The sequence below is a fragment of the Halostagnicola sp. A56 genome, assembly GCF_000691505.1.
Classification (GTDB): domain Archaea; phylum Halobacteriota; class Halobacteria; order Halobacteriales; family Natrialbaceae; genus Halostagnicola.
Window position 1 is genome coordinate 97,800 of record NZ_JMIP02000019.1, and the last position, 24,741, is coordinate 122,540.

Sequence of the window (24,741 nt, forward strand, 5' to 3'; positions counted from 1 at the left end):
GTTGTATAAGTCGTCCCCCGTCCGTCGGTTTTGTGGACAGTTGGCCGTTCTTATCGGAACGTCCGCTTTCGTCAGGACTCGAGGACCTGATCGCCGATCGTGTTCCGAAGCACCTCGCTGGTCCCCTCGTAGATTTCGTTGAGTTTCGCGTCCCGATAGAACCGCTCTGCGGGGAAGTCCTTCGTGTAGCCGTAGCCGCCGTGGATCTGGATCCCCTCGTTTGCGACCTCTCGAGATACCTCCGAGGCGTAGAGTTTGGCCTGGGCCGCGTGCTTGATGAAGTCCTCGTCTCGAATCTTTCGATCGGCCGCACGGTGCATGAGCAGCTTCGCGGCCTGTACCTTCGTGTCCATATCGGCCAGTTTGTGTTTGATCGCTTGGAACTCGCCGATGGGCTGGTCGAACTGCTCGCGCTCGTTCGCGTAGTCGGTCGCTTCCTCGAGGGCCGCTCGAGCGATGCCGACGCCGCGGGCGGCGATGGTGATCCGGCCGCCGTTGAGCGTCTTCAGCGCCTGCACGAATCCCTCGCCCTCCTCGCCGAGCATTCGATCCGCCGGGACGCGAAGGTCGTCGAACCGGAGTTCGGCGGTCGGACAGCCTTTGTCGCCGAGTTTCTCTTCCGTTCCTTCCACGACGAAGCCGTCGTCCTCGTCCGGCCGAACGATAAACGACGAGATACCCTTGTTGCCGGCTTCGGGGTCCGTTTTCGCGAACAGCGTTATCGTGTCCGCGACCGAGCCGTTCGAAATCCAGAGTTTCCCGCCGTCGATGACGTACTCGTCGCCGTCTTTGCGCGCTGTCGTCGTCATCGACGGAACGTCGCTGCCCGCACCGGCTTCCGACAGCGCGAACGCGCCGATGTCGGACCCTTCGGCGAGCGGTGTGAGATACTCGCTCTTCTGGTCCTCGGATCCGAACTCGTAGAGCATGTTGCCCGCCAGCGAGGTGTGAGCGGCGACGATCGTTCCCAGTCCGCCCGAGCCCCGGGAGATTTCCTCGAGGCCGATCGCGTAGGAGTGATAGTCGAGTCCGGCGCCGCCGTACTCCTCGGGGAAGGGCATCCCCAGCAAGCCGAGTTCGGCCATCTCGTCGACGAGGTCCGCCGGAAACTCGTCGTCGTGGTCGACCTCGCTCGCGACGGGAACGACCTCTTCGTCGACGAACGTAGAAACCATCTCGCGGATCTGTCGTTGTTCGGCCGAGAGCGTAAAGTCCATATGCGTGCTAACGGCGGGTCGATCCTTTACAGTTTTTGTAACTGGACTCGAGTTCACTCGCGTGGTCGCGAGCCCGCTGTGGGTCGGTCAGTCGCCACAACGCGACGGAACTGACGTGCCGAAATCGGGTATCTGTCCCCCGCTGAAGGTCGCAACCGGGACCGCGGTGTTTTTCCGGAAAGCCCGCTAATAGGGTTGCACGTAGATGACTTCGGGCCAGCGCGAACTGACGACGGACGCCGATTTCGAGTGGTGTTTCGAGGCCGTACACGGGGTCTCACGGACGTTCTCGATAACTATCGACCGACTCGAGGAGCCGATGGCCGGACACATCTGTGTCGGCTATCTCCTCTGTCGAATCGCGGACACGATCGAGGACGCGGGTCACATTCCAGCCGAGACCCAGACGGAACTGCTCGACTCGTACGACCGGTTGCTCGACCCGGAAGACGACCTCGCCGTCGAGCAGTTCATGAACGACGTCGAGCCGTGGATCCCCGAAGAAACCACCGACGACTGGGAGGTCGTCGCCCAGACGCCGCGGGTCCTCGAAACCTTCGACGCGCTCGAGGACGAGCCGCGCGAGATCATGCGCGAACCGGTCCGGGAACTCGTCGGCGGGATGGCGATGTTCACGAGCCGGTACGCCGACGAGGGCGGGCTCCGCCTCCAGACCGTCGAGGAACTCGAGGAGTACTGCTGGTACGCGGCCGGGACGGTCGGGACGCTCATCACCGGGCTCGTCGCCCGCGGCGTCTCGGCGGATCGAGCCGAGGAGATGCGAGACAACGCCCGATCGTTCGCCCTACTCTTGCAGCTGGTCAACATCGCGAAAGACGTCGAGACCGATTACCGCGAGGAGAACAACGTCTACCTCCCTGCCGAGTGGCTCGAGGAGGAAGATGTGCCCGTCGAGGAAGTCACCCACGAGGACAACCACGGCGGCGTCACGAACGTCATCAAACGCGTCACTGGGCGGGCGGAAACCTACCTGGATGACGCCCACCGCTATCTCGAGATCATCCCCGAACACCACGGCAACAAGCTCTCGGCGTGGGCGATCCCGTACTTGCTCGCGGTCGGCACCATGCGCGAACTCCGCGAACGACCCGAAGACGTCGTCCGCGACGGCGACGTGAAGATCTCTCGAGCGGAAGTGTACGAACTCATTAGCCAGTTCGAGGAGGGCGTCGCACGGGGGAACCTTTCGACCCTTCGCAGCGAGATGGCGGACGGTCCGCTTCACCAGTAGTCGGCCCGTGTGCCGGCGGCCCGCCGGTCCCATCACCACCAGTCCGTCGATCTAGCCACCAATGGCCTGTCGATTCCATTTTTGACAACCCGCTGATCGCTCCCCTGACCGTTCGTCGATTCAGTCCCTAACGGTCGTCTCGAGGACGCTTACTCGTACTCGTAAAAGCCCGATCCCGTCTTTTTGCCCAGATCGCCCGCCTCGACCTTGCGCTTGAGGAGATAGGCCGGTCGATACCGCTCTCCGAGTTCCTCGTGAAGCGTCTCGGTCGCGTGGAGACAGATGTCGAGTCCGATGTGGTCAGCGAGCGCCAGCGGCCCCATCGGGACGTTCGTCCCAAGTTCCATCCCCGCGTCGATGTCGTCTTTCGTGGCCACGCCCTCGTCGTAGGCGCGGATTCCCTCGTTGATCCAGGGCATCAGGATGCGGTTCGTGACGAACCCCGGCTTGTCATCGGACTCCCAGGTCGTCTTCCCCAAATCCTCGGCGATTCCGTGGGCCAGTTCGCGAGTCGACTCGCTCGTCTTCTCGCCGACGACGACCTCGACACCCTCCATGATCGGGACCGGATTCATGAAGTGCAAACCGATCACTCGCTCGGGGTGGGCGAGATCCGACGCGATTGACGTTATCGAGAGGGTGCTCGTGTTCGTCGCGAGGACGACCGACGGATCACAGACCGTCTCGAGCTCCTCGAAGATATCCCGCTTGACCGGGAGTTCCTCGAGCGCGGCCTCGACGACGAGGTCGCAGTCGGCGAGTGCCTCGAGGGCCGTCGTTCCCTCGATTCGCTCGCGGATTGTCGCCGGGGATTCGGCGAGGCCGTCTCTGCCGGCGAGTCGCTCGAGGCTGTTGTCGATCGAGTCGAAGCCGCGCTCGACGAGTTCGGTGTCGATATCGCGCACGACAACGTCGTAGCCCGCGGTTGCGGCGACCTGTGCGATTCCACTGCCCATGGTACCCGCGCCGACGACGCCGATTCGGTCGATGCTCTCACGAACCATACTTCGACGGTCACGAGAGGTGGTGGTAAGCCTACCGGTGGTGACGATCCCCACGGCAATTCTGCCGTTCGGCGCCAAACGGGTCCGCCGCGACGATCGTGTTCGACTCCCCGACGACCGCGTCGGACTCGACGGGGACAACTTTCAAGACGAGACGCCGAGAGTTACGGATAGACTGGTGTCCCGAGTGAGCAACGACGCCGCCGTCGAGCGAACGGACGAGTCGCGGATCGAGGATCGAATCCGCGACTCGCTCGAGCGGGCCGACATCGACCCGGATCGGGTCGCCGAGAAGGGCTACTCCTTTCGCATGCTGCTCGAGGCCGGCCTCGAGGAGTCGGACGCCGAGGCCCTCCGCCGGCGGTTTTCGTTGCCGTGGTCGTTCGAAACCGACGGCGACCTCGACAGGCGCTCGACGACGGTTCGAGGACTCGGCGACGCCGAACGCGAGTGGGTCGTCGCCAGCGCCGACGAGGACTGGCAGGCCTTCGAGAACGTCTCCCCCCCGGACGAGCCAGCGGAGTCGACCGACGAACCCGAGCGCCCCTACCCCCACCCGACTCCTCTCGAGCGCGTCACCGGCGTCGGCCCCGACGACGCGGATCGGCTGGCGACAGCGGCATCACCTCCGCGGAGCGACTCGCGACGATCCGCGCCGCCGAGGTGGCCGAGGTTCTCGAGCTAAACGTCCTGCACGTCAGAACCTGGCGACACAACGCCAGAGAACTCCTCGAGTAGGTTCCGTAGGTTTCGTCGCGACGACCGATCGTCGCGGGCGCTCGAGCGATCACGTCGGCTATCCGACTCGAACCCGAAGGTCCTTTTCCGTCGAGTCCGTACGATCGTGTATGTTCGGTCCCGCAAACACACTCGCTCGAGTGACAGTCGCGGAGGGATCGCGATGAAACGCCGAGAGGCGATCGCCGGCGTCGCCAGTCTCGGGACGCTCGGCAGCGGCGTCGCCCTCTGGCAAACCGGAGTGCCATCGTTCGGAGGCGGGGCCAAGTCCCCGGAGAGCGATTCCGAGGACGAAGACGACGGTCCGCCCACAGTCCAGACGATCGACGCTGGAGCGAGCGAGGCCGGGACCCAGGTGCTCCCGCCCGAGGGGACGATTTCGGTGCTCAATTTCTTCGTCACCTACTGTGGGTACTGCAAACGACAGATGGGACCGCTCGCGGAAGCCAGAGCGGAGATCGACGACGACGTTCGATTCCTCTCGATAACGACCCAGACGATCGGCAAGACACTCGAGAAAGACAGGCTCCGCGAGTGGTGGAAAGACTACGACGGGGCGTGGGATGTCGGCCACGGGTCGACGTACTCGTTCCGCCAGCAGTACGATGTCATCGGCACGCCGGTAACGCTCGTCATCGACGAAGCGGGCGAGGCCGTCTTGAACAGTGACGCATCGATCGTCGGCTCGGGCGAAATCATCGACGCCGTCAACGAAGCCAGAGACGGTGATAGCGCGTGAACCGCCCCGCGTTCGACCCGGCCTGAAACGGTTTTCCCTCGGGCCGCTCACACGACGCTCGAGATCATGTAGAGGTTGATACCGATCGCGACCAGCCACGGCAGGGCCAGCCCCGCCGGCACGATCGGTCGGTACTCCGCGGGGAGCAAGGATCGACACCCGATGCCGACGGCGACCGCGACCAGTTTCAACCCGACCATGCCCGCTGGACCGTAGCCGTCGATCGCGCCGTGTGCGATCGGGTTCGATTCGGTGAGTCCGAGGTGGAGTCCGACGAACGTCGTCACGACATCTCCGATCAGGGCCGCGCCAACGGCAACCCACAGTAGCCCCTCGAGTTCGATCGGCGACGCTTCCGCGTCGGCCGCTCTCGCGAACCCGGCATCGGAACGCATAGGCCCCTGACCGGAGTCGAACCGGCTGGCGTCGGTGACCGTCCACCGGCGGTGGACCGTCTCTACCCTCCCACGGTGTCACGGAGCGGCCGTTCGAACGCCCGCTCTACCGATCGACGTATTGTTATGAGACCCATAGCCCGCGATCCGCGGCGAGGATGGTTCACGGTTCTTCGTTGGGTCGCAGAAAGCAGCGCTTACCACCCGTCGAAGCGTACGCCCGTCGACACGGATCGCTCTCAGCGCGAATTCACAGCGCGAGAATTCAGCGAGTTTCGAGGCCGTTCTCCCCCGCCCACTGGATCGAACGCCGAACCCACGTCCCCAGTCTACAGCGCTCGGATGTCATCCGAACCATCAGGATAATTCATCGCGGACAGCGTTTTTACCGTGCGGTTCTCAGTGCATTCACCATGAGTCACCGCCCTCTCACCCCCGACGAGGACCCGCCGAAGAAAGGCGTCCTCTTCTGTCCCGACTGCGGACACGAAAGCCACATAACGGGCGATTGGATCGTCCGCGAACGGCCCACTCGAGACATCTACGAGTGTCCGGCGTGTTCGACGACCATTCTGCGTCGCCGCCGTTTCGTTTCGCTGTCCTGTTGACTGCTCTTTCGTTCCGTTGAATTTCGTCGCCTCGGTTCGCCGGATTGGCGACCATCGCCGCCGTCGCTCACAGAATCGTGCCGTGTTTCTTGCTCGGGAGGGATTTCTCGACAGTGATAGCCGGTGTGCTTGGATTTGCCTTCTTCGCTTGGTTCCAAATCGCTAACGAAACAACAGGTTTCTTCTAACTGAAAGCTATCCACCGTCGTCTCGAGGAAGTCGCTGATGGTCGGTGAATTCGATTCCATAATGTTGGTGGAGAAGTCGTCAAGGGTTGCGCACGATACTTTAGACATTGGGATCACCCTCTGAAAGCGCTTCTTGTGCTTGATCGAGCGCTCCGCGTGCCGCGTCTGAATCGCCACGTTCGAAGGCTTCTTCGATCTGATCGAGTTCAGCCTGTACATCGGCGAGCCGTGTCTCGAGATTACGAACGTCCTCGGAGAGCGCCCCACATGCGTCATCGGTGACCATCTCGTACACCTCGGTGAAATCCTCTCGGAGGACGTCAATATCATCGCTGAACTGCTTTCTGACCCGGTTTCGGACAAGTGACTGTACCTTGTACCGATAGTTGCTCGTGACATCAGCATCTCCTGCGATAATCTCGCGTTCGCGCTCAGTCATGAGCGCGCGTCCTTCTTCGGCCATTAGCTGAGCCGTTTGTGTCGCTGCCATAAATTACTACATGTCGTAAGTCCTACCGAGAGCACTAAACTATACTGCTATCCGTATATCCTATATCCTGTGTATACGATATAAAGTAAGAATTAATAGGGTGGCTGATAGACTATTGAGTATAGATCAGGGGTCGCCGGGAAAATCCTGGCCGCGTGTTGTAGCACGCGACCCTGGTCTTAGCTCAAGACCAATGATCGATACAACGCGAATCCACGAAACGGTTTCGACCGCAACGGAGGACAACTAACATGGCCCGAATCCAACACATCGAACCAACGCCGACCAACGTTCCCGAGTCGGCGACGGTCCAGTGGGATTGGAGCGGCCCGCAGTGGGCCAGCGAGGGCACGTACGACGATGTCGACTACCCAGAGCCAGCTGTCGACGAGCGCGTGTTCTTCACAATCGCTGTCCAGGTCGGCCGGAAGCGCAACATCAAAGCGTGCGTCGACGTTCTCGCCGTGACGGCTGACCTCGAGTACGCGATCGAGGTGCGACTGCCAGCGACGCTTGACGCGGGCTACCAGGTGTATGTCCGAGATCGCGACGGCGTTCCGGCCAACTTCGTTCGTGAGCACGCTGCGGGCTCGATGATTCCTGAGGAGCGCCACGAGCAGTATGGACGGATACTCGAGAAGGCACACGGGATCGCCTCGGGGGTGTCCGACCGATGATGCCCGACGCACCGTCCTTCGACGACTACGAGCAGGGGATGGAAGCGGTGTGCGAGCGCGCCGAGGCACTCGAAACGACCACTGACCGGCGCCTGCACGAGCACGCGGTTGCGGAGTCGGTCGCCGGGCCCGGATCTGAGTCCGGTGGAATTCTGGTGGCCGACGGCGGCCAGACGATGCGTCGAACGCCCGGTGTGAACTACGAGCCAGATAGCAGGACAGACGTCGAGGACTTCGTGGCCGACTACGGCTACGACGCGATCGACGCTGGCGTCCATCCAAAACAGGTTGCGGCTGCGATTCGAGTGGTCGCGGACGAACTCGAGGTACACGCACACGAACGCGAGCGGACCCGTGACGAGCCGACGCGCTCCGAACCTGCAGACTTCGGCGGCGGTGAATCAACCGGGGTGGAAGACCTATAATGGCGGTCGCACAGTCAGCTGACCTCGAGGTCCTCGATGATCGCGACGGCCGCGCGCTCACGACGCCTATGACTGTGATCGAAGACGCTGGGATCGTTCGCGGCGCCGACGGGGTGTTCGAAGTCACGAGCGCAAGCGGGCGCGAGTACATCGTCGATATCGACGCCCCGGCAGACGCCCGATGCAGCTGTGACGATCAAAAATACCGACGCCCAGACGGCGGTTGCAAGCACATTTGTCGAGTTCTGTTCGCCATCGGGGCGAAGCCGATCCCATCGTGGGTCGATCGCGACGACGTCGACGACCAGCTGGGCGCGCACGTTGCCTCCGGAAACCCGGTGTGGTCCGAATGAGCGAGTACTCGGTCTGGAAGGTCAGCGACGACGGGTTCACGACCTTTACGGAGGATCCGCTGTTCGCAGAATGGTGCGAGCTCCGCGGCTGGATGGTCTCGATCGTCTCCTACGAGGTCGATCGGGATGGGTGAAGAACTGACTGGCGAGGACTGCAATAAGTGCAACACGGCACTGATCCGAACCAGCGCCGACGACGTCGCCAACCCCTACAGCAATCCGGTCGTGACGTGTCCGAACTGTCCGCGAGAGATTCGGGTGGAACGATGAGTTCGCGATCTCCGTTCACAATCGAGTGGACGCCGCCGAATGCCCGCCGCCGGAAGTTCGTCTTCGAGCCACGCCCGACCGGCGGGTACGATCGTGAGGAGTTTGAAGAACAGGACGACGGATGGCGGTTCGTCGGGTCGGAGATCGTCTCGAACGTGAGCCTCGAGACGCCCAGCGAGATCGTGCTGGATACGTCGTAGCTGCGGTTCGTGTTATTCGCCGCTGTTTTCGTTTAACTCCTTGAGTTCCCGGCGATCGGGTTGTTCGGTGTTAACCAACAAAAACTCTCTAGTATTATAAACTGTTGGTTAATATAACTCATAACTCAAAAGCGGGTACCAGCTGAGTTTCACTCGATTACGAGAGTTATGTACCAACTACATATTCGTGTGGAATTATATAATTGGGTCTCGTGACTTTCAATCCGGAAATAATGTATTAGATGCAGTTATAAAACTTCTAGCTCGTTTTGAAACAGTCCTGTAGGTGTGTATAAACGGGCGTGAAACGTCTATTCATCGCTTTCGGCCTGAATATATCTGAAAATCTGCTAACCGACCTGCCTTTATAACATACTCCCCCGACAAGGCGTAATCGTCGATGAGCACTACAGCCCACCCCTCCACGGAAAGCAAGGAACGTCGCCTGAAGAACTACCTGCGCAAACGCGCAGAAGACGGCGAACTGTACTTCAAAGGCAAGTTCATCGCTGACGACGTCGGCATGTCCCCCAAAGAGATCGGCGCGATGATGGTCAAACTCTCGGAGTCCGCGACGGACCTCGAGGTCGAGAAGTGGTCCTACACGAGCGCGACCACCTGGCGCGTCGAATCCGCGTAACCGACTGTTCGATCGACCTACCCCCCGGCCATACGACACCGAACGATCATAGAGTTCCCTCTCCTATCACACGTTGTTCCTCCTTGTTACTGCCGATCACTGTGACTCGATCCGGCACGCCTATCGATCTCGTTTGGTCCCGCAACAACCGATCGTCAGCGACTGTCGTCCGGCAGTCGATTTATACGACCCGAGGGTGAACCACCGGTGATGGACGGCCCGGATTCGTCCGCCGTCGGACGACACTGGTATTCCTCCGCGACCGACGACGATGTCGATCCGCCCGACGAGGGACCGCCGCTCGAGCAGATCGAGTCGACGTTCGTCGTTTCCGAAACGCGACGGGAGGACGAGACGCTTCTGTATGTCGGGACGCCGCTGGTTTCGCCCGAATCGATGATGCGCGAACTGTGGTCTGTCTTTCGCGAATCCGGCTACGAGGCGCGACTGACGGTTCGAGACGGCCGGTACGTCATCGTCGCCGAGCCTACTCGGCTCGGGATCGGTGGCATTCCGTGGACGAACATCCTTCTGTTCGTGGCGACGGTCGTCTCGACACTGTTTGCCGGTTCCATGTGGTACTACATCGATCCGTTTTCGAATCCAACGGAGATTTGGCGTGCCTGGCCGTTTACCGCGGCCATCCTCGGCGTCCTCGGCGTTCACGAGATGGGCCACTATCTGATGAGTCGGTACCACAGGGTCAGCGCCTCGCTGCCCTATTTCATCCCCATTCCGACGCTCATCGGGACGATGGGCGCGGTGATCAAGATGAAGGGTCGAATGCCGAATCGAAAGGCGCTGTTCGATATCGGCGCTGCGGGACCGCTCGCGGGACTGGTCGCGACGGTCGGCGTGATAAGCGTCGGCCTCCACCTGCCGCCCGTCCCCGTTCCCGACGCGCTTTTGAATAACCCCGACACGGTCGAGATCCAGCTCGGCTACCCGCCGTTGCTCGAGTTCCTCGCATCGGCGTTCGACCAGCCGCTGTACCGGAACGATCCCACAAGGGACGTCAATCCGGTCGTGATCGGCGGCTGGGTCGGGCTGTTCGTCACGTTCTTGAATCTCATCCCCGTCGGCCAACTCGACGGCGGACACATCCTGCGCTCGATGGCCGGGTCCGTCCAGCAAACGATCGCCGCTATCGTCCCCGGCGCGCTGTTCGCGCTCGCGGGCTATCTCTACTACGTCGGCGATCACAGCCTCAACACGGTCACGATCTGGGGGTTCTGGGGGCTCATCACGCTCTTCGTCGCGGCTGCCGGCCCAGCCCAGCCGGTCCACGACGAGCCGCTCGACCCGAAGCGCTTCGCGCTCGGGGTGGTGACGTTCGGGGTTGGACTCCTCTGTTTCACCCCGGTTCCAGTCATGATCGTCGGCTGACCGCTCGAAGCCGGTGGCTCGACCTCCGCTGATCGTCCGAAGTCGATGCCCCGACCTCGACTGACCGCTCGAAGCCGACGACTCGATCGATCGATTCGAGCTAGCCGTGCGTGTATCCCCGATCCGGGAGCGGTTCGCCCTCGATCGTGATACCGCTCTCGACGACGGTCCCGATCGGCGTGAGCGGCACCGTCGTCGCGGCCTGTGTGGCTTCGAGCGCAGTCTCGGGAATTGTTACGACGAGTTCGAAATCCTCGCCGAAGGTGATCGCACGCTCGAGGGCCGCCTCGTCCGTTTCGGTCGTCTCGAAGACGGCGTCGTCTACCGGGATCGTCGCGGCGTCGACGGCGAACCCGCAGTCCGATGCTTCGGAAAGCTGGTGGAGCGACCGGGCGAGCCCGTCGCTCGAGTCCATCATCGCGCTCGCGTGGGGTGCGAGCGCTCGTCCGGCCCCGACCCGCGGTTCGAACCGAAACAGCTCGTTCGCCCGCTCGAGCGCTGCGTCTCGTTCGTTCGCGTTCGTTTCGGTGCTCCCCGACCGATCGCCGGATTCGTCATCGCGCTCGGGTCCAGCACGATCGAACAACTCGAGGGCAGCCGCGCTGCGACCGAGCGTTCCGGTGACACAGACGCGATCACCGACCGCCGCGCCGCTCCGGCGGACGGGCGCGTCCGTCGTTCCGAACGCCGTCGTCGTGATCGTAAACTCTTCGTGGTCGTCGAGGTCGCCGCCGACGTACTCCGCACCGACGCGCTCGCAGACATCGCTCGCGCCGCGAACGAACGCCAGTAGCTCCTCTTCGTCGAATTCGGGCGCGGCGTAGGCCGCGACGGCGGCGGTCGCCCGTCCGCCCATTGCAGCGACGTCAGAGAGCGACGCGCCGACCGCCCGCCAGCCGGCGGTGTATCGGGTCGTTCCCGGCGGGAAGTCGGTCGTCTCGTGGAGCATGTCCGTCGTTACGACGAGATCGTCGACGACGGCGGCGTCGTCTCCGACCGGCCCGAGTTCGTCCTCGAGCACTGCCAGCGCGGCCCGTTCGTCCATACCCCTCCTTTCGACTCGAGTGCGAAAAATCGCCCGACGTTTGCGCGGCTGTGACGCGGTAGACCGACTCGAGCGCCGGTGACAGCCACAACGATGGTCTTAAATGCCGCGGAAGGGAACCAAACGCCAATGGCTACGATGTACGACGTTCCGGCGGACGCGCTGATTCAGGCGCTCGCTGCGGACCTCGAGGACCGACTCGACGAACCCGACTGGGCACAGTTCACGAAAACCGGCGCGAGCCGCGAGCTTCCGCCGGAGCAGGAGGACTTCTGGGCAGTTCGGGCTGCCAGTCTGCTCCGCAAGGTCGCCGACACCGGCCCGGTCGGCGTCGAGCGACTCTCGACCGAGTACGGCGGCGCGAAAGGCGGTTCGAACCGCTATCAGGTCTCCGCCGACAAGCGAACCGACGGCTCGCGAAACGTGATCCGGACCATCCTCCAGCAACTCGAGCAGGAAGACCTCGTCGAGACCGCGGAGGGACAGGGCCGCCGAATCACCGCCGAGGGACGCAGCCTCCTCGACGAGACCGCCGGCGAGGTCCTCGAAGACCTCGACCGTCCGGAACTCGAGCGCTACGCGTAGACGCCCCTTCTCGAACGCTCCCCACGCGGATTTCTACTGGCTGCGAGGCGAGCGAGGAACGTATCGATCGATTCGATTTCGAACTGACCGCCCGGCGAGCGATTGGGCCGGTCCGTAATCATTTTCCCCGCCGCGGGAGTAGATGCGCGTATGAGTGGCTCGCCTTCGGACGATGACATCGAAGAGCTTCGAAAGCAGAAAATGGAGGAACTCCAGAATCGCGCGGAGAATCAGGGCAACGAACAGGCACAGGAGGCCGCCCAGCAGCAGGCAGACGCCCAGAAACAGGCCCTGCTCCGCCAGCACCTGACCGACGAGGCTCGAAAGCGGCTCAACACCGTCAAGATGAGCAAAGAGCAGTTCGGCGAGCAGGTCGAACGCCAGGTCGTCGCGCTCGCCCAGAGCGGGCGCATTCAGGGTAAGATCGACGACGAGAAGATGAAACAACTGCTCAAGGAACTCCAGCCTGAGAAGAAGAGCTTCGACATCAAGCGGCGCTGATGCGGCTCGGAGTGCTCTACAGCGGTGGCAAGGATTCGACGCTCGCGGCTGTCCTCCTCGATCGGTTCTACGACGTGACGCTGGTGACAGCCCACTTCGGCGTCACCGACGACTGGAAACACGCTCGAGCGACTGCTCGGGCGACGGACTTTCCGTTCGAACGCCTCCAGCTCGAACCGGATGTCGCCGAGGAGGCCGTCGACCGAATCCGCGAGGACGGCTTCCCCCGCAACGGCATTCAGCTCGTCCACCAGCACGCCTTAGAACGGGCGGCCGAGGAAGGGTACGACGCGGTGGCCGACGGCACGCGCCGGGACGACCGGGTCCCGACGGTTTCGCGTGCGCAGGCCCAGAGCCTCGAGGATCGCCACGGCATCGACTACATCGCGCCGCTCTCCGGGTTTGGACGGACCGCCGTCGACCGGATCGTCGAGGACACGCTCGACGTGACCGTCGGTCCGAGCGAGGAGATCACGCGGGCTGATTACGAGGCCGAACTCAGGGCGCTTCTCGTCGAAGCGGACGGCGAGGCCGCGATAGAGGAGTGCTTTCCCGACCACGAGCAGACGTACGTCACGGATTTGCGGTGAGGACGCGACGGTTTTCGACGGACAAGCGCTCGTCCCGTCCGCGAACGAAAGGTTAGAAGTTCGCGCTCGCCAAACGAGTGGTCATGTACGACCGGATCAAGGGCTTTCGTGATGTCTACCCCGACGAGATGGCTGCGAGACGGCAGACCGTAGACACCATCGAGGAGACGGCCCGCCAGTACGGCTTTCGCGAGATCGAAACGCCGGCCCTCGAGCGGGCCGCGATGTGGACGGACAAGAGCGGCGACGATATCGTCGACGAACTGTACTCCTTCGAGGATCAGGGCGGCCGCCACGTCACGCTCACGCCGGAGCTGACGCCGACCGTCGCGCGGATGGTCGTCGCCAAACAGCAGGAGCTATCGAAACCGATCAAGTGGTTCTCGACGCGGCCGTTCTGGCGCTACGAACAGGTCCAGCAGGGCCGCCAGCGCGAGTTTTACCAGACCAACGTCGACATCTTCGGCACGAGCGAGCCCGAAGCAGACGCCGAGATTCTGGCGTGGGCCGCCGACGCGATGACGGGGCTCGGGCTCGACGCGGCCGACTTCGACTTTCGTATCTCCCACCGTGACATCCTCGGGGGCGTCCTCGAAACCTACGACGCCGATATCGACACGGAGGCGGCGATTCGCGCCGTCGACAAGTCTGACAAAATCTCTCGAGCGGAGTATCACGATCTACTCGTCGGCGCCGGGCTCACGGCCGAGCAGGCCGAGGAATTTGACGACCTGATCGCGGCGGGCGACCTCGCGGCCGTTGAGGAGTTCGCCGGCACCGAACGCGTCACCGAGGCGGTCGAAAACCTCCAGAACGTGCTCGAGGCCGCCGAGGACTTCGGGGTGCGAGAGTACTGTACGATCTCACTCGAGACCGCACGCGGGCTCGATTACTACACGGGAATCGTCTTCGAGTGTTTCGACTCCGCGGGCGAGGTCTCGCGGTCGATCTTCGGCGGCGGTCGCTACGACGACCTCATCGAGCAGTTCGGTGGCCAGCCGACGCCCGCGGTCGGCGTCGCGCCGGGACACGCGACCCTCTCGCTGCTCTTACAGCGGGCTGATGTCTGGCCCGCGGAGGCCGTGCAAACTGATTACTACGTCCTGCAGGTCGGCGACACGCGCTCGGAAGCCGCGCGGATCACCCGCGCGCTCCGCGACCACGGCCACGTCGTCGAGACCGATATCGCGGGCCGATCGTTCGGCGCGCAACTCGAGTACGCCGACTCGATCAACGCCGAGACGACGGTCATCGTCGGCGAGCAGGACCTGGCGAACGACGAGGTGACGATCAAGGAGATGGAGTCGGGCGACCAAGTGCAGGCCCCCGTCGAGGAGTTCCCCGGCGATCTCGAGCGGCCGACCGCCGCGGACTTCTCCTGACGCCGGCTCGATCGTCTTCGAATTCTGATACCGTCCACGACCGACTCGAGAGAACCAGAGCGATTTACTGGCGTCACAGCCCCGCGGGAACCCCGGCGTCGACGTGGGCGACTCGATCGCGAAAACGGGCTTCGCGCGGCGATCGGGTTACGCAGAGAGGATCCGCGCCCCGATCGGCGATTCGAGGACTGTCACGAGCCGGTAGAGGTCCTCGCCGACGTCTATCTCACCCGCCCGGTGACGTCGGTAGGTCTCCTGGACCTCTGCCCAGTCGAGACAGGACAGCGTGCGTCCTCGAGATTCGGTGCGCTGTAGGGCCGTCCCGAGGAAGTCGGTCGCGCGGATCACTTCGTCCTTGTCCTGTAGGGGGCCCTCCGTTCGGAACGATTCCGGCCCGCGCACCTTGGCGAGTTGGTTCGTGATCCGATTGCCCACCACGTGAGCCGCCTTGTGTGAGCTGACCGGAACGGCCGAGGAGGCGTCCCGGACGGCGGCGAGTGACGGGTCCAGTTTCGCCATCGCCCGGTGGACCGGGTCGTACCGAAGCCGGTATTTAAGCGGCATCTCGAGGTGAAGGTCGATGAGCCGGCGATCCAGCAGCGGCGTTCTCGTTCGGGTGATCTGGGACGACGCGAAGAGGTCGAAGCCGATGCCGTTCGTGATCGGGTAGAGGAAGGTACTGAGCGACATGGCTTCGGGCGACTCGTACTCGACGCCGTGGTCGGAGACGCGCCCGTTCGGCTTCCAGCCGACGTTCTCCGTCATGATTTCCTCGTAGGAGGGGGCGCGAAGGGCGGGCGGCTGGCGCGTCGGATCGTCGCCGACCCGGCGGGCGACGAACTCGTCCGTCGTCGTGGGGACCTGCGAAACCGGCGGCCAGAGCGTGACGCCGAAGGGCAGGGAAATCTCCCGCTGTGGCACCCCCCACGATCCGAAGAGCACGTCGCAGTACAACCCCGTGAACAACACGTCCATCTCGGCGAGCGTTCTGCGTACCCGAGCATGTGGCCGGACTGGAACGAGCCGACGAACTCCTGAATGGGCGCCGCGCGCTCTAACAGCGTCGCGTGATAGTCGCGCCCGCGCTCGAGGAGTTCGAACTCGGCACCGGCCGCGTTCGCCGCCCGTTTGGCGTATCTGGCCTCGCGGTTCCACCCGTCGCCCATGTGGAACCCAGTCAGTTCGGAGCCGCCGGCCGCGAGCACCGACCGGGAGTCGCTCCCACCGCTCAAAAGCAGGCCCGCGTCGCCGCCGTCTCGCGGCATTCGATCGGCGACCGCCCGTTCGAACCGTTCGGCGAGTTCGGACACGAAGTACGACAGCGGCTTGTCGACTGGCCGGTACCGAGGCTCCCAGTACTGTCGCTCGTCGAGAGCGCCGGCCTCGAGATCGTAAGTCAGCTGGGTTGCCGGAGCGATCTGTTCGATCCCGTCGACGGGCGTCTTCGTACCGTGAACGCGCCGGGAGTGGAGATACTCCGCGAGATAGGACTCCGAAAATGTCGGCGTGTAGCCGGGGATTTCCGGGACCGCCTGAATGCTGGTCGAGAAGGCGATGGCGTCGTCGCTGACGGCGTAGTACAGCGGGCGCGCGCCGACGCGGTCGGAGAAGAACGTCGCCGTTTCCTCGTCCGGATCGTACAACAGAGCGATGAACTCCCCGTCCAGACGTTCGACGAACCGGTCGCCGTACTCGTCGTACAGGTCGGCACACACCCGCGCGGTCTCGAACGGATCGACTCGCATTCGCCCGCCTCGGTCGTCGGTCACGCTGAATACTTCGCCCCACACCCAGACGAGCGGGCCGGCGTCGGTCTCGACGGGTTGTTCGACCGTCGTCCCCTCGTGAAACGCCGTTCGGACGGCAATCTGCTTGTCGCGATAGCTGTTCGTTCGTTCGTCGCTCACCGTCGGTCGTACCGTCTCGACCTCGAGTCCCCCGTGTTCGCCGACGACGCCAGAGAGCCCCACCATCTCAGGATCTGTTGGGTCCCCACACGTTCGGCGGCGCTCGAGAGCGCCCGATAGTACGTTTGTTTCTCCTGACTTGCTGCATCGTCGGTATCTCGTTCGACCACTATTTAGGCTAACCTAAAATCAGTTTCTATCCGCTGATTCCGGTCTGCCTCGAGCGACGGCCGGCACGTTGGCGTTCGGTGAGCCGGTCGCCGCCGAACTCTGGTCGCCGCTGAACGCGCTTTCGCGATGGCGTTCGACCGTGGGCCCGACACGGGTGGCCGGTTCGCGCCCTCGAAGCTGCCCAAACCAGCGTCGTCCCCGGCTTCGAAATCCTTTTAGGCGCTACAGAGGGATACTAGAGCAACTGAGTGATATCATGGACGTCGACATCATCTCCGAATCGGAGAATCCCATGTTGCACCGGACGGACGTCACGTTCGAACTGACCCACGACGAGGCCACGCCGTCTCGTCTCCAGGTCCGTGACAGTCTCGCGGCGAAACTGAACAAGGAAGCCGGCGAAGTCGTCATCCGCAAACTCGACACCAAGTTCGGGATGCGAAAGACCGTCGGGCAGGCGAAGGTCTACGAAACCGCGGACTTCGCTCGAGACGTCGAACAGGACCACATGCTCGAGCGCAACAAGATCGTCGCCGACGCCGATTCCGAGGCCGACGCCGAGACCGAAGAAGCCGCCGAGGCGGAGGAAGCATAAATGTCCCGACACGAAGTCTACAACGACGATGGCTCGGTCGACCGCGAGAACTGCCCGCGCTGTGGCGACACGTTCCTCGCCGACCACGGTGACCGCCAGCACTGCGGCAAGTGCGGCTACACCGAGTGGGAGTAACGAATGCGAATCCTCGGAATCGAGGGCACCGCCTGGGCGGCCAGCGCGGCCGTCTACGATTCCGACGCTGACGCCGACGGGGCGAATTCTTCCGACGCGGTCTTTATCGAGAGCGACGCGTACGAACCCGAAAGCGGCGGCATCCACCCGCGGGAAGCCGCCGAACACATGCACGAGGCGATCCCGCGCGTCGTCGAGACGGCCCTCGAGCACGCTCGAGACCTGCAGGAGGCGGCGGTCGACCGCGACGCGAACGCGCAAGCGGTAAACGGCCCGCCAATTGATGCCGTGGCTTTTTCGCGCGGGCCGGGACTCGGTCCCTGCCTCCGAATCGTCGGAACGGCGGCCCGAGCGTTGAGCCAGGTGCTCGAGGTGCCGCTGGTCGGCGTCAACCACATGGTCGCCCACCTCGAGATCGGCCGTCACACGTCGGGGTTCGACTCGCCGGTCTGTTTGAACGCGAGCGGCGCGAACGCCCACTTGCTTTCCTACCGGAACGGCCGGTATCGCGTGCTCGGAGAGACGATGGACACGGGCGTCGGCAACGCCATCGACAAGTTCACCCGTCACGTCGGCTGGAGTCACCCCGGCGGGCCGAAAGTTGAGGCCGCGGCCGAAGACGGCGAGTACGTCGATCTCCCCTACGTCGTCAAGGGGATGGACTTCTCCTTTTCGGGAATCATGAGCGCGGCGAAACAGCGGTCCGACGACGGAGTGGCGCTCGAGGACATCTGTTACTCGCTGCAGGAGAACATCTTCGCGATGCTCACCGAAGTCGCCGAGCGCGCGCTCTCGCTGACCGGCAGCGACGAACTCGTCCTCGGGGGCGGCGTCGGGCAGAACGCGCGGTTGCGAGAGATGCTCGCCGAGATGTGCGACCAGCGCGGGGCCGAGTTTCACGCCCCCGATCCGCGATTCCTGCGGGACAACGCGGGTATGATCGCCGTCCTCGGGGCGAAGATGTACGAGGCCGGTGACACGCTCGAGATCGAGGACTCGCACGTCGACCCGGACTTTCGTCCCGATCAGGTGCCGGTCACGTGGCGTGGGCGGTCCGAGCGAAGCGAGGGCCTCGAGAACGCGAGCGGTGACGGGGGGAACCGCGAGCGCGCCGCCGAGCCCGAACGACGCGTCGAGAGCGGAGACGAGAACGTAAACGGCGACGTTCGCGGTGCCGAGGCGCTCGTCACCCTCGAGCCGGATCGCGGACCGCTCGGTCAGGTGACCAAGAACCGCCGATCGAAGTCCTATCGCCACCCAGAACTCGACGAGCGACTGCGCCGCGAGCGGACGCGAATCGAGGCGCGACTGACGAACCTGTCGCGACGCGAGGGCGTCCCGACGCCGGTGCTGACCGATGTCGACGCGCGGGAGGCGATTCTCGAGTTCGAGTACGTCGGCGAGTCGGACCTCCGCGAGTCGCTGTCGGCCGACCGCGTTCGCGCCGTCGGCCGTCATCTCGCGAAACTCCACCGGGCGGGATTCGTCCACGGCGATCCGACGACGCGAAACGTCCGCGTCGACCCGGAGCGGACGTTCCTGATCGACTTCGGTCTCGGCTATCACACGGACCATGTCGAGGACTACGCGATGGACGTCCACGTCTTCGACCAGAGTCTCGTCGGGACGGCCGACGAGCCCGACCCGCTCCGAGCGGCGCTCCGCGAGGGGTACCGAAGCGAGGGCGAACAGCGGGTTCTCGAGCGACTCGAGGATGTCGAAGGACGCGGGCGGTACGTCTCGGAGTCCTAATCGGATCGAGAAGCGGTCTTACTCGAGTGTAGTTGGCGGAGCGAGATACGTTTGCATCGACTCGATCACAGCCTGTACGAACGTCTCGCGCAGACGGCCCTGTCGGCGCATGATCGCAGCGTGTTTCGGAGATGCAGTCGACCACGGCGACGCGTAACTCTGTCGAGGCATTCCCCCCTCCACCCAGTCCTCAGACTCGATCGGGACGGTGCCGTCGTGCGGCGTTGTGGTTAGTGTCACGGACATATACTGTTCGTTGCCAAACGGATGCGTATCGTTGTTGAGAATAAGCCACGGGTGAGGATTTTCGGTCGATTTGAAAGGGTCAGGTCCCCAGACGACATCGCCTCGCCGATAGCTCATTCGTGGTCCTCGTCTTCGACCGCATGTTCCAGCCACTTGTCCATATCCTCCTCGCCGAACCGGTCGTTTGCAGCGCGCGTGCTCTCGAGCGTGTCTACGTACGCTGCGATATCATCGCTCGAACCGAGCGCCCAGTAGTTGCCCTTGTGTCGAACGAGGTCGCGGTCCTCGAGACGAGAGAGGACGACGCTGATGCTACCGGCTTTGACGCCGGTCGAATCGCGTATTTCACTCTGCGTGAACGCTTTATCGGGGTTCGTCGCAAGAAAGTGCATAACCCGTTCAGCGTTCGTCTCGCCACCAGCAGTGAGGCGATCCTCGCCGGAGGATTCGAACGTCTCGATGTCGATCGGCATATGTATGGGTTGTCTTCGAGTGTATTAGATGTATCGTCGGTATCCTTTTGGTTCTTGGATAATTCGATCGGCCGATCGGCGACGATACCGCTGGCGCTGGAGACGATTCTTCGAAAGCCGAGACAGTCACACAATATTCTTATCAGGCGAGGCCGTAGGCCCGTGCATGGCAGACAAGCCGACCTCCGGAGAGATTCTCGGGGTACCGTACAACTTCGAACGTCCAAGTATCGGCCGGATGCTCTCCTCATACTGGAAACCGGGCGAAGGCATGCTCGTCGAGAAGCCCTTCGGCGTCGGCTATACCCTCAACCTCGCCAACTGGCGGTCGTGGGTCGTCGTCCTCGTCGCGGGCGCCCTGCTCTATCAGCAGGAAACGAGCGAATCCGACGCCGACGACGACCTCGAGGACGACACGAAAGACGAGCCGGTCGAAGTGATCGTCGACGACGACAGCGACGACTGATCGACTCCGCGCAGGTCGACCCCGCCGTTTTCTAGCTACCGATCGACTTCACCCATGATACAGTCGAGGCTGCCAATCGAGGCGATCAGGTCGGCGACGTACTCGCCGCGGGAGATTTCGGGGAGGACGGAGAGATTCGAGAAACAGGGACTCCGGATTTTAAACCGTGCAGGTGTGTCGGTGCCGTCCGCCCGAATGTAGATCCCTAGTTCGCCCTTGGCTCCCTCGACGGCGCGGTAGATTTCGGAATCAGCGTCGGGCTTGAGCGTCCGCGGAACGTTGGCCTGGACCGTTCGTTCGTCTTCGGGCCACTCTTCGATCAGGTCGAGACACTGCTCGATGATTTTCGCGGATTCCTCGACTTCCCGCATTCGCACGAGAAGCCGACTGTAGTTGTCGCCGTCGTCTTCGGTGACGACGTCCCACTCGAGATCTTCGTAGTAGCCGTAGGGGTCGTCGCGCCGGAGGTCGTAATCGATGCCCGAACCGCGGGCGACCGGACCCGTACAGCCGTACGCTTTGGCGACTTCGGGCTCGAGGATCCCGGTATCGACACAGCGAAACTGGAAGATCTCGTTGTTTGTAAGCAGGTCGTGGTACTCGTCGATCTTCGCGGGTAATTCGGCGAGAAAGTCACGCACCTGTGTGACAAATTCCTCGCGAGGTTCGGGGAGGTCCCAGACGACGCCGCCGAGTCGAAGGTAGTTGAACATCATTCGCTGGCCGGTCAGTTCCTCCAGAATATCGAGGACGAGTTCGCGGTCGCGGATCGCGTACTGGAAGGCGACGGTAAACTCGCCGATGACGTCGAGCGCGTACGTTCCGAGCGCGATGAAGTGCGAGGCCATTCGCGAGAGTTCCGCGCCCATCGTCCGGATAACCTGTGCGTACTCCGGCACCTCGATATCCGCGAGGTCCTCGGCGGCCCGCGCGTAGGCCCACTCGTTCAACAGTCCCGACGAGACCCAGTCCCAGCGGTCGGGGTAGGGCATGATCTGGTGGCGGTAAGTGCTCTGTTGGCACAGTTGCTCCTCGCAGCGATGGATGTACCCGATGTCCGGATCGGCGTCGAGCACCGTCTCGCCGTCGAGCACGGCCTCGACGTGGAGCACGCCGTGTGTGGAGGGGTGATGCGGACCAATATTGAGGAACATCGTCTCCGACTCGGGATCGCGTTCGTCGCCCGCGATCGGATTCGCGTGCTCCGAGAGCGTGACGATCTGCGGCTTCGTCTGGTCGTAATCGAGACGGAGCGGATGGCCCTGCCACGTTTCCGGCAGCAGGATCCGTCGCGGATCAGGATGGCCCTCGTAGTCGATCCCGAGAAGGTCGTACGCCTCGCGCTCGTGCCACTCTGCGGTCCGGTACACCGACGCGGCGGAATCGCTCACCGGGTCGTCGACTGCGGTGGGAACCACGACGCTCAGTTCCCGCGTCGGATCGGCGTACGATCGGAGGTGATAGATCGTCTCGAACCGATCGTGGTACTGCTGGGCGGTCACGCAGGCGCAGTGATCGAACCCTGCCTCCTCGCGAAGAGTTTCCAGGACGGCCACCACTTCGTCAGGTCGCACGACGATTCCCGGCGCGTTATCGTGATCGTCTCGAGCGAGAATTGCCTCACCGAGCAGGGTCTCGAGGTCGATTCCGCCCTCTCGGTCCGCAATTTCGGTTCGCCCACTCATCTCGAGCGCCTCGGATTCGGAACCTGTCGACATAGTTGCGAATGGGAGCGACCCTCGGGAGTCGATTCTGCATCAGTCACTAGGCTATTTATATACTCGAGCGGATCTGCGAACGATGAAAACGGTTCGGCTGACGCTTCACTACGATGCCGAGACGATCCACCCCATGCATCGGTTCGTCGCCGAGAGCGACGCGTTCGACTCCTACCGGATGGTACACGGCAACCTCACGGATGACGACGAGCGCTCGTTTATCTTTCACGTCGTCGGCGACGCGGCGGCCTACGAACGAGCCATCGCGGAGTTCGGTGGGACAGTCTCGTACGACCTGACGGAGCTAGGGGAACGATCCTTTTCGGTCTACGTCCGCGACGTTCCCGAGGACATCGGCGAACAGCTCCTCGAGACGTTCACTCGGGGGACGCTCGTCGCCCTGCCACCGCTCGAGTACCGCTCGGACTGGACGGTTCGATTCTCGGTCGTCGGTGAACCGACCGACCTCAAACGGGCCCTCGAGTCGATCCCGGACGGCATTACGGCGGACGTCAACCGGGTCGGAGAGTACGTGCACCCCCTCGACTCGGGAACGACCGGCCTGACACGGAGACAGCGCGACGCGCTCAGAATCGCTCGAAACGAGGGGTACTACGCGGTTCCGCGCGAGGCGAGCGTCGAGGATGTCGCCGCGGAACTGGACGTTTCCCCGGGGACGGCGGCAGAACACCTCCAAAAAGCCGAGTCGAGGGTGATACGCGGCCTCGAGCTGTGATCTGGCGGGTGGAGCGAGGAGCATCGACAGACGGTGGCGCGCGCTGTATCGGGGGAACGGACAGTGAGCCGCGACTCGAGAGCGCGCGAGGGGCGAGTGAGAGCGCGACGCGAAGCGTCGCGAGACTGCGAGCGAACGAGTCGGTTGGGGAGGACGAGGCGCGGTACTCGTTGTGGCCCGTGCGAGCTGGGCGCTCGCCGATCGGTCTCGCGAATCGATACCGAAACGAGTGAACCGATCTGAAACGACCGGCACGAATCGGGAGACACCGACGACCATTTAGCCCTCCCGGACGCCCCCTCTCGTATGCCCGTCCAGTTCGTCACCGGAAACGAGGGGAAAGTGCGCGAGGCGACCGCCTACCTCGAGGGAATCGAACCCGTCGAGCAGGTCGACTACGACTACACCGAGATCCAGAGCGACGACCTCGCGGCTATCGCGTCCCACGGGGCGCTCGAGGCCTACGAGGAACTGGGAGCCGAGGAACCGGTGCTGGTCGACGACGCGGGGCTGTTCGTCGACGCGCTCGGGGGCTTTCCCGGCCCCTACTCCGCGTTCGTCGAGGACACCGTTGGCGTCGAGCGCCTCTGGCGGCTGGCTCGCGAGGAAGACGACCGCCGCGCCCGATTCCGAACCGTGCTGGCCTACTGCGACGAGACCGGCACCGAGACGTTCGAGGGCTCCGTGGCCGGGACGCTGGTCGCGCCTCGAGGCGAGGGCGGGTTCGGCTACGACCCGATTTTCGAGTACAACGGCCAGACGATGGCCGAGATGAGCACCGAAGAGAAAAACGCCATCTCCCACCGCGGCCGGGCGCTGGCGACGTTCGCCGAGTGGTACGCCGACGAACGATAGCTCGGCGGGGCCACCGGCGAAGCTGTTCTCTCCGGCTTTCCCGTCAATACCGACCAATGCGAACAGTATCTTCAAGAGGTCGTGTCAACAAAAAACCACACACATGGCTCCGCTTCGATCCGCCCTTCCCTCGCTTCAACCCCTCCGCGACGGCCTGACGGACGACTCGCTTCGATTCGCGATCCTCGCCGGACTCGCGACGATTCCGTTCACTCTGCTTCTGTCCTGGGAACCCGTTCCGGACGACGGAGTCGTCGTCGGCGGATCCGTCTCGGGACTACCGTTACTGGTGGCCGCGGTCGTCGTCGGGTACCGCTACAGCGACCGCGAAACGGAGAGTCACCGCGCTGGCGTCTGGACCGGGCTCGCGGGCTCGCTCGGGACGGTACTCCTCTCTCTTGCGAACTCGGCTACCACGATTTGGAGCGGATCGTGGGAGACGACCGTGTTCACCGCCGTTCTCACGCCGCCCGTCATCATCTTCGGCGTCGGGCTGACCACAGCGATAACGGCGGCGATCGCGGCGATCACCGCTCGAGTGGCCAATCGACTCGAGCGAGAGCATCGGATCGTTCCACCGGGGGAGACTCGAGCGCGCGACGTTCGGGACTCGCGTTGGTGGATCTCGATCGCGGCGTACGTGCTCTTAGTTCCACCCGCGGCAATCGTTTTGATCGTTAGCGAGGGACGGAACGACGGCTGGTTCCTGCTGTCGGCACTCTTCTTGCTGGTGCTGATACCGCTGTCGCTCGTCGCGTTCATCGCGCTTTTCATCGACGCTACTGAACCTCGACCGGACGGAATAACGTGGATCCCGACCCTCTGGGTGTACGTCGGCCTCCCGATCGCCGGCTACGTGCTCGTGTCTCTGGGGGCAGCGTATCGGGGGATTTCGACGCCGTCCGCACCCGGCGCGTACGGGTTCTTCGCCGCCCTCTGGGTGACGGCCGTCGGGTATCTCGTGGCCAGATACCGCCACGTCGGCGGGCGGATCCGATAACT

32 protein-coding genes and 1 pseudogene are annotated in these 24,741 nt (G+C 63.3%); 22 read left to right on the forward strand and 11 right to left on the reverse strand.

Features of this window, described 5'->3' with window-relative positions:
- Positions 1 to 71: 71 nt before the first annotated feature.
- Positions 72 to 1,217, reverse strand: a complete 1,146-nt coding sequence (locus EL22_RS10420; RefSeq protein ID WP_050051444.1) for an acyl-CoA dehydrogenase — start codon at positions 1,215 to 1,217, stop codon at positions 72 to 74.
- A 205-nt stretch (positions 1,218 to 1,422) separates the two neighbouring features.
- Between EL22_RS10420 and EL22_RS10425 the strand changes: the two genes are divergently transcribed.
- Positions 1,423 to 2,469, forward strand: a complete 1,047-nt coding sequence (locus EL22_RS10425) for a phytoene/squalene synthase family protein (RefSeq protein WP_050051445.1) — start codon at positions 1,423 to 1,425, stop codon at positions 2,467 to 2,469.
- Between the two features lie 149 nt (positions 2,470 to 2,618).
- Here EL22_RS10425 and EL22_RS10430 read toward each other — a convergent pair whose 3' ends face one another.
- A complete protein-coding gene (locus tag EL22_RS10430) occupies positions 2,619 to 3,473 on the reverse strand; it encodes a 3-hydroxyacyl-CoA dehydrogenase family protein (RefSeq protein ID WP_050051446.1) in 855 nt (284 codons plus the stop codon).
- A 190-nt stretch (positions 3,474 to 3,663) separates the two neighbouring features.
- Here EL22_RS10430 and EL22_RS10435 point away from each other — a divergent pair.
- A pseudogene (locus tag EL22_RS10435) lies at positions 3,664 to 4,211 on the forward strand (hypothetical protein); the annotation flags it as partial.
- A 163-nt stretch (positions 4,212 to 4,374) separates the two neighbouring features.
- On the forward strand, positions 4,375 to 4,950 hold the full coding sequence (locus tag EL22_RS10440; protein ID WP_050051447.1) for a TlpA disulfide reductase family protein: 576 nt from the start codon (positions 4,375 to 4,377) through the stop codon (positions 4,948 to 4,950).
- Positions 4,951 to 4,997: 47 nt separating this feature from the next.
- Here the strand turns inward: EL22_RS10440 and EL22_RS10445 are convergent, their stop codons facing one another.
- Entirely contained in the window at positions 4,998 to 5,345 is a 348-nt protein-coding gene (locus tag EL22_RS10445; RefSeq protein ID WP_050051448.1) for a DUF5658 family protein, read from the reverse strand.
- A gap of 413 nt (positions 5,346 to 5,758) precedes the next feature.
- On the opposite strand from EL22_RS10445, the gene EL22_RS16080 reads away from it, so the two are divergent.
- On the forward strand, positions 5,759 to 5,953 hold the full coding sequence (locus tag EL22_RS16080) for a hypothetical protein (protein ID WP_082146755.1): 195 nt from the start codon (positions 5,759 to 5,761) through the stop codon (positions 5,951 to 5,953).
- A 288-nt stretch (positions 5,954 to 6,241) separates the two neighbouring features.
- Here EL22_RS16080 and EL22_RS18055 read toward each other — a convergent pair whose 3' ends face one another.
- Positions 6,242 to 6,604 carry a hypothetical protein gene (locus EL22_RS18055; RefSeq protein ID WP_197075890.1) on the reverse strand — a complete coding sequence of 121 codons (363 nt, stop codon included), beginning with the start codon at positions 6,602 to 6,604 and terminating at the stop codon, positions 6,242 to 6,244.
- Positions 6,605 to 6,882: 278 nt separating this feature from the next.
- Between EL22_RS18055 and EL22_RS10460 the strand changes: the two genes are divergently transcribed.
- Positions 6,883 to 7,308, forward strand: a complete 426-nt coding sequence (locus tag EL22_RS10460; RefSeq protein WP_050051450.1) for a hypothetical protein — start codon at positions 6,883 to 6,885, stop codon at positions 7,306 to 7,308.
- Positions 7,308 to 7,733 carry a hypothetical protein gene (locus tag EL22_RS10465; protein ID WP_050051451.1) on the forward strand — a complete coding sequence of 142 codons (426 nt, stop codon included), beginning with the start codon at positions 7,308 to 7,310 and terminating at the stop codon, positions 7,731 to 7,733. Before EL22_RS10460 ends, EL22_RS10465 begins: the two co-directional genes overlap by 1 nt.
- A 14-nt stretch (positions 7,734 to 7,747) precedes the next feature.
- Here EL22_RS10465 and EL22_RS17200 read toward each other — a convergent pair whose 3' ends face one another.
- Positions 7,748 to 8,053, reverse strand: a complete 306-nt coding sequence (locus tag EL22_RS17200) for a hypothetical protein (RefSeq protein ID WP_156184102.1) — start codon at positions 8,051 to 8,053, stop codon at positions 7,748 to 7,750.
- 29 nt (positions 8,054 to 8,082) lie between these two features.
- Between EL22_RS17200 and EL22_RS17205 the strand changes: the two genes are divergently transcribed.
- The 5 genes from EL22_RS17205 (at position 8,083) to EL22_RS10485 (ending at position 10,582) form a co-directional block, all read left to right on the forward strand.
- On the forward strand, positions 8,083 to 8,220 hold the full coding sequence (locus EL22_RS17205; protein ID WP_156184103.1) for a hypothetical protein: 138 nt from the start codon (positions 8,083 to 8,085) through the stop codon (positions 8,218 to 8,220).
- On the forward strand, positions 8,213 to 8,356 hold the full coding sequence (locus tag EL22_RS17210) for a hypothetical protein (protein ID WP_156184104.1): 144 nt from the start codon (positions 8,213 to 8,215) through the stop codon (positions 8,354 to 8,356). The genes EL22_RS17205 and EL22_RS17210 overlap by 8 nt, the downstream gene beginning before the upstream one ends.
- On the forward strand, positions 8,353 to 8,556 hold the full coding sequence (locus EL22_RS10475; RefSeq protein ID WP_050051453.1) for a hypothetical protein: 204 nt from the start codon (positions 8,353 to 8,355) through the stop codon (positions 8,554 to 8,556). Before EL22_RS17210 ends, EL22_RS10475 begins: the two co-directional genes overlap by 4 nt.
- A gap of 400 nt (positions 8,557 to 8,956) precedes the next feature.
- Positions 8,957 to 9,196, forward strand: a complete 240-nt coding sequence (locus EL22_RS10480; RefSeq protein WP_050051454.1) for a hypothetical protein — start codon at positions 8,957 to 8,959, stop codon at positions 9,194 to 9,196.
- Positions 9,197 to 9,406: 210 nt separating this feature from the next.
- Complete coding sequence (locus EL22_RS10485; RefSeq protein ID WP_050051455.1) at positions 9,407 to 10,582, forward strand: site-2 protease family protein; 1,176 nt, start codon at positions 9,407 to 9,409, stop codon at positions 10,580 to 10,582.
- A gap of 100 nt (positions 10,583 to 10,682) precedes the next feature.
- Here EL22_RS10485 and thiL read toward each other — a convergent pair whose 3' ends face one another.
- Positions 10,683 to 11,627 carry a thiamine-phosphate kinase gene (thiL, locus tag EL22_RS10490; RefSeq protein ID WP_050051456.1) on the reverse strand — a complete coding sequence of 315 codons (945 nt, stop codon included), beginning with the start codon at positions 11,625 to 11,627 and terminating at the stop codon, positions 10,683 to 10,685.
- A 129-nt stretch (positions 11,628 to 11,756) separates the two neighbouring features.
- Between thiL and EL22_RS10495 the strand changes: the two genes are divergently transcribed.
- The 4 genes from EL22_RS10495 to hisS all read left to right on the forward strand — a co-directional run bounded on the left by EL22_RS10495 (position 11,757) and on the right by hisS (position 14,685).
- Positions 11,757 to 12,212: a 30S ribosomal protein S19e gene (locus EL22_RS10495; RefSeq protein WP_050051457.1), complete on the forward strand. Its 456-nt coding sequence runs from the start codon at positions 11,757 to 11,759 to the stop codon at positions 12,210 to 12,212.
- 150 nt (positions 12,213 to 12,362) lie between these two features.
- Positions 12,363 to 12,713 (forward strand): DNA-binding protein, encoded by a 351-nt coding sequence (locus EL22_RS10500; protein ID WP_050051458.1) that lies wholly within the window; start codon positions 12,363 to 12,365, stop codon positions 12,711 to 12,713.
- A complete protein-coding gene (locus EL22_RS10505) occupies positions 12,713 to 13,303 on the forward strand; it encodes an asparagine synthase-related protein (protein ID WP_050051459.1) in 591 nt (196 codons plus the stop codon). The genes EL22_RS10500 and EL22_RS10505 overlap by 1 nt, the downstream gene beginning before the upstream one ends.
- Before the next feature lie 83 nt (positions 13,304 to 13,386).
- Positions 13,387 to 14,685: a histidine--tRNA ligase gene (hisS, locus tag EL22_RS10510; protein WP_050051460.1), complete on the forward strand. Its 1,299-nt coding sequence runs from the start codon at positions 13,387 to 13,389 to the stop codon at positions 14,683 to 14,685.
- Positions 14,686 to 14,832: 147 nt separating this feature from the next.
- On the opposite strand, the gene EL22_RS18060 is transcribed toward hisS, so the two are convergent.
- Together EL22_RS18060 and EL22_RS10520 are read right to left on the reverse strand one after the other, a co-directional pair.
- A complete protein-coding gene (locus tag EL22_RS18060; protein ID WP_050051461.1) occupies positions 14,833 to 15,450 on the reverse strand; it encodes a hypothetical protein in 618 nt (205 codons plus the stop codon).
- Entirely contained in the window at positions 15,447 to 16,658 is a 1,212-nt protein-coding gene (locus EL22_RS10520; protein ID WP_050051462.1) for an asparagine synthase-related protein, read from the reverse strand. The genes EL22_RS18060 and EL22_RS10520 overlap by 4 nt, the downstream gene beginning before the upstream one ends.
- Positions 16,659 to 17,019: 361 nt before the next feature.
- Between EL22_RS10520 and EL22_RS10525 the strand changes: the two genes are divergently transcribed.
- Genes EL22_RS10525 through EL22_RS10535 form a run of 3 tightly spaced genes read left to right on the forward strand, consistent with a single transcriptional unit; the run spans position 17,020 to position 19,245 of the window.
- Complete coding sequence (locus EL22_RS10525; protein WP_050051463.1) at positions 17,020 to 17,358, forward strand: 30S ribosomal protein S24e; 339 nt, start codon at positions 17,020 to 17,022, stop codon at positions 17,356 to 17,358.
- Positions 17,359 to 17,493: a 30S ribosomal protein S27ae gene (locus tag EL22_RS10530; protein ID WP_050051464.1), complete on the forward strand. Its 135-nt coding sequence runs from the start codon at positions 17,359 to 17,361 to the stop codon at positions 17,491 to 17,493.
- 3 nt (positions 17,494 to 17,496) lie between these two features.
- Positions 17,497 to 19,245 carry a bifunctional N(6)-L-threonylcarbamoyladenine synthase/serine/threonine protein kinase gene (locus EL22_RS10535; RefSeq protein ID WP_050051465.1) on the forward strand — a complete coding sequence of 583 codons (1,749 nt, stop codon included), beginning with the start codon at positions 17,497 to 17,499 and terminating at the stop codon, positions 19,243 to 19,245.
- Positions 19,246 to 19,263: 18 nt separating this feature from the next.
- On the opposite strand, the gene EL22_RS10540 is transcribed toward EL22_RS10535, so the two are convergent.
- On the reverse strand, positions 19,264 to 19,491 hold the full coding sequence (locus EL22_RS10540; protein ID WP_231587928.1) for a hypothetical protein: 228 nt from the start codon (positions 19,489 to 19,491) through the stop codon (positions 19,264 to 19,266).
- A gap of 113 nt (positions 19,492 to 19,604) precedes the next feature.
- Positions 19,605 to 19,964 carry a helix-turn-helix domain-containing protein gene (locus EL22_RS10545; RefSeq protein WP_050051467.1) on the reverse strand — a complete coding sequence of 120 codons (360 nt, stop codon included), beginning with the start codon at positions 19,962 to 19,964 and terminating at the stop codon, positions 19,605 to 19,607.
- 166 nt (positions 19,965 to 20,130) lie between these two features.
- On the opposite strand from EL22_RS10545, the gene EL22_RS10550 reads away from it, so the two are divergent.
- Positions 20,131 to 20,430: a DUF5808 domain-containing protein gene (locus EL22_RS10550; protein ID WP_050051468.1), complete on the forward strand. Its 300-nt coding sequence runs from the start codon at positions 20,131 to 20,133 to the stop codon at positions 20,428 to 20,430.
- A 35-nt stretch (positions 20,431 to 20,465) separates the two neighbouring features.
- Here the strand turns inward: EL22_RS10550 and EL22_RS10555 are convergent, their stop codons facing one another.
- Positions 20,466 to 22,115 carry an NADH-quinone oxidoreductase subunit D gene (locus EL22_RS10555; protein WP_231587935.1) on the reverse strand — a complete coding sequence of 550 codons (1,650 nt, stop codon included), beginning with the start codon at positions 22,113 to 22,115 and terminating at the stop codon, positions 20,466 to 20,468.
- Between the two features lie 115 nt (positions 22,116 to 22,230).
- On the opposite strand from EL22_RS10555, the gene EL22_RS10560 reads away from it, so the two are divergent.
- The 3 genes from EL22_RS10560 (at position 22,231) to EL22_RS10575 (ending at position 24,739) form a co-directional block, all read left to right on the forward strand.
- Positions 22,231 to 22,884, forward strand: coding sequence for a helix-turn-helix domain-containing protein (locus EL22_RS10560; RefSeq protein ID WP_050051470.1), 654 nt, complete (start codon positions 22,231 to 22,233; stop codon positions 22,882 to 22,884).
- 306 nt (positions 22,885 to 23,190) lie between these two features.
- Positions 23,191 to 23,739 carry an XTP/dITP diphosphatase gene (locus EL22_RS10570; protein WP_050051472.1) on the forward strand — a complete coding sequence of 183 codons (549 nt, stop codon included), beginning with the start codon at positions 23,191 to 23,193 and terminating at the stop codon, positions 23,737 to 23,739.
- A gap of 103 nt (positions 23,740 to 23,842) precedes the next feature.
- The gene (locus tag EL22_RS10575; protein ID WP_050051473.1) at positions 23,843 to 24,739 is read left to right on the forward strand and encodes a DUF5518 domain-containing protein; all 897 of its coding nucleotides are present in this window, start codon (positions 23,843 to 23,845) and stop codon (positions 24,737 to 24,739) included.
- Positions 24,740 to 24,741: the final 2 nt, after the last annotated feature.

Excerpts from the sequence above, each read along its gene's own strand:
- EL22_RS10420 (WP_050051444.1), bottom strand. The coding sequence starts at position 1,217 with ATGGACTTTACGCTCTCGGCCGAACAACGACAGATCCGCGAGATGGTT.
- EL22_RS10425 (WP_050051445.1), top strand. The coding sequence starts at position 1,423 with ATGACTTCGGGCCAGCGCGAACTGACGACGGACGCCGATTTCGAGTGG.
- EL22_RS10430 (WP_050051446.1), bottom strand. The coding sequence starts at position 3,473 with ATGGTTCGTGAGAGCATCGACCGAATCGGCGTCGTCGGCGCGGGTACC.
- EL22_RS10440 (WP_050051447.1), top strand. The coding sequence starts at position 4,375 with ATGAAACGCCGAGAGGCGATCGCCGGCGTCGCCAGTCTCGGGACGCTC.
- EL22_RS10445 (WP_050051448.1), bottom strand. The coding sequence starts at position 5,345 with ATGCGTTCCGATGCCGGGTTCGCGAGAGCGGCCGACGCGGAAGCGTCG.
- EL22_RS16080 (WP_082146755.1), top strand. The coding sequence starts at position 5,759 with ATGAGTCACCGCCCTCTCACCCCCGACGAGGACCCGCCGAAGAAAGGC.
- EL22_RS18055 (WP_197075890.1), bottom strand. The coding sequence starts at position 6,604 with ATGGCCGAAGAAGGACGCGCGCTCATGACTGAGCGCGAACGCGAGATT.
- EL22_RS10460 (WP_050051450.1), top strand. The coding sequence starts at position 6,883 with ATGGCCCGAATCCAACACATCGAACCAACGCCGACCAACGTTCCCGAG.
- EL22_RS10465 (WP_050051451.1), top strand. The coding sequence starts at position 7,308 with ATGCCCGACGCACCGTCCTTCGACGACTACGAGCAGGGGATGGAAGCG.
- EL22_RS17205 (WP_156184103.1), top strand. The coding sequence starts at position 8,083 with ATGAGCGAGTACTCGGTCTGGAAGGTCAGCGACGACGGGTTCACGACC.
- EL22_RS17210 (WP_156184104.1), top strand. The coding sequence starts at position 8,213 with ATGGGTGAAGAACTGACTGGCGAGGACTGCAATAAGTGCAACACGGCA.
- EL22_RS10475 (WP_050051453.1), top strand. The coding sequence starts at position 8,353 with ATGAGTTCGCGATCTCCGTTCACAATCGAGTGGACGCCGCCGAATGCC.
- EL22_RS10480 (WP_050051454.1), top strand. The coding sequence starts at position 8,957 with ATGAGCACTACAGCCCACCCCTCCACGGAAAGCAAGGAACGTCGCCTG.
- EL22_RS10485 (WP_050051455.1), top strand. The coding sequence starts at position 9,407 with ATGGACGGCCCGGATTCGTCCGCCGTCGGACGACACTGGTATTCCTCC.
- thiL (WP_050051456.1), bottom strand. The coding sequence starts at position 11,627 with ATGGACGAACGGGCCGCGCTGGCAGTGCTCGAGGACGAACTCGGGCCG.
- EL22_RS10495 (WP_050051457.1), top strand. The coding sequence starts at position 11,757 with ATGGCTACGATGTACGACGTTCCGGCGGACGCGCTGATTCAGGCGCTC.
- EL22_RS10500 (WP_050051458.1), top strand. The coding sequence starts at position 12,363 with ATGAGTGGCTCGCCTTCGGACGATGACATCGAAGAGCTTCGAAAGCAG.
- EL22_RS10505 (WP_050051459.1), top strand. The coding sequence starts at position 12,713 with ATGCGGCTCGGAGTGCTCTACAGCGGTGGCAAGGATTCGACGCTCGCG.
- hisS (WP_050051460.1), top strand. The coding sequence starts at position 13,387 with ATGTACGACCGGATCAAGGGCTTTCGTGATGTCTACCCCGACGAGATG.
- EL22_RS18060 (WP_050051461.1), bottom strand. The coding sequence starts at position 15,450 with ATGACGGAGAACGTCGGCTGGAAGCCGAACGGGCGCGTCTCCGACCAC.
- EL22_RS10520 (WP_050051462.1), bottom strand. The coding sequence starts at position 16,658 with ATGGTGGGGCTCTCTGGCGTCGTCGGCGAACACGGGGGACTCGAGGTC.
- EL22_RS10525 (WP_050051463.1), top strand. The coding sequence starts at position 17,020 with ATGGACGTCGACATCATCTCCGAATCGGAGAATCCCATGTTGCACCGG.
- EL22_RS10530 (WP_050051464.1), top strand. The coding sequence starts at position 17,359 with ATGTCCCGACACGAAGTCTACAACGACGATGGCTCGGTCGACCGCGAG.
- EL22_RS10535 (WP_050051465.1), top strand. The coding sequence starts at position 17,497 with ATGCGAATCCTCGGAATCGAGGGCACCGCCTGGGCGGCCAGCGCGGCC.
- EL22_RS10540 (WP_231587928.1), bottom strand. The coding sequence starts at position 19,491 with ATGTCCGTGACACTAACCACAACGCCGCACGACGGCACCGTCCCGATC.
- EL22_RS10545 (WP_050051467.1), bottom strand. The coding sequence starts at position 19,964 with ATGCCGATCGACATCGAGACGTTCGAATCCTCCGGCGAGGATCGCCTC.
- EL22_RS10550 (WP_050051468.1), top strand. The coding sequence starts at position 20,131 with ATGGCAGACAAGCCGACCTCCGGAGAGATTCTCGGGGTACCGTACAAC.
- EL22_RS10555 (WP_231587935.1), bottom strand. The coding sequence starts at position 22,115 with ATGAGTGGGCGAACCGAAATTGCGGACCGAGAGGGCGGAATCGACCTC.
- EL22_RS10560 (WP_050051470.1), top strand. The coding sequence starts at position 22,231 with ATGAAAACGGTTCGGCTGACGCTTCACTACGATGCCGAGACGATCCAC.
- EL22_RS10570 (WP_050051472.1), top strand. The coding sequence starts at position 23,191 with ATGCCCGTCCAGTTCGTCACCGGAAACGAGGGGAAAGTGCGCGAGGCG.
- EL22_RS10575 (WP_050051473.1), top strand. The coding sequence starts at position 23,843 with ATGGCTCCGCTTCGATCCGCCCTTCCCTCGCTTCAACCCCTCCGCGAC.